The sequence below is a fragment of the Collinsella sp. SGI.033 genome (assembly GCF_050315135.1).
In the GTDB taxonomy this organism is placed as follows: domain Bacteria; phylum Actinomycetota; class Coriobacteriia; order Coriobacteriales; family Coriobacteriaceae; genus Collinsella.
Map to the genome: position 1 here is coordinate 1 of NZ_JBNPOK010000057.1, position 1188 is coordinate 1188.

Sequence of the window (1188 nt, forward strand, 5' to 3'; positions counted from 1 at the left end):
GAGGCTTCGGTAGTTTGTGTGACAAGGGGCTAGCCTAGGCAGCAACGCTCTTCGCTCCCTTCACGCCCTTCTTCCTCGCCTTCACCGGGCGACCCGGGAGCTGGGGCTGGCAGTCGCCGCACCTGAGCATGAGCAGGGCCACGAGGTTGTCGGTGTTGCGGAAGCCGTAGCCCATCCTCACCGTCACCTTGATCTTGTTGTTGATGGCCTCTACGCGCCCGTTGCTGATGCCGAGCTCGACTGCGGCGATGATGTCGTCGCGCCGGCGGCGCACCTTCTTCTCCACGGCGAAGACCTTGGCGATCTTGCAGTAGGCGGCCCTGTGCATCCAGTCGTCGAGCAGCTCGGCGGCCTCGGAGCCGTCGGCTGCCCGGAAGACGGCCCGCAGGTCCTCCTTGAGCTCCCAGGCCCTGACCAGCCGCGAGCCGGCCCTCTTCTTGAGCGCCTCGAGCCTCGCCCTCTGGCCGTCGGTGAGGTCCTCGGGGTTCTTCACGAGCGCGTAGCGGCTGCCCTTGATGGAGGCCGCCTCCTCCTCGAGCGCCCTGACCTCCTCGGGCGGCAGCTCGCCTTTGGCAGGCCTGCCGCGCTTGCCCTCGGGCCTGGGCCTGGCGGCCCTGGCGGCGGCCCTGGCGGCGTTCCACTCCTCGCAGCGCACGGCGTCGAGCGCGTCGTTCATCCACTGGACCACGTGGAAGGGGTCCATGACCCACCTCGCGTTGGGGCAGCGGCGCTTGACCAGCTGCCTTATCCACCTCGCGCCGTCGGCGGTCACCACCTCTATGGCGCGCCTCTGCTCGCGCGTGAGCTCGTCGAGGAACAGGTTGAGCACGTCCTTGCCGGTGCCCTCGTGCGCCCAGATGAGGCAGCCGCGGTCGTGGTCGACGACCACCGTGACGTACTTGTGGCCCTTCTTGTACGACGTCTCGTCGATGCCGATGCGGCGCACGCCGTCGAACCTCGAGGCGCCGCGCGCGGCCTCCAGCTCGGCGTAGACGCGCCTGCACACGCCGCCCACGCTGTGCCACTCGACGCGGGCGAGCTCGGAGACCGCCGAGGCGGTGCAGCGGACCGCCAGCCACGCCACCCAGTCCTCGAAGTCGCGCGTGAAGCGCGCCCCGTGCCGCGCCCAGGGGACGGCCTCGGTGCGCACGCCGTGCTCCGGGCAGCGCACCCTGCAGGGCGCGTACT

Annotated in this window: 1 protein-coding gene; it reads right to left on the bottom strand. The window is 70.2% G+C overall.

The window, feature by feature from the left end; all coding sequences use genetic code 11:
• Window positions 1–34: 34 nt before the first annotated feature.
• The coding region (locus ACQRC0_RS08730) for an ISL3 family transposase (protein ID WP_427729311.1) at window positions 35–1188 on the bottom strand (1154 nt) is incomplete at its 5' end.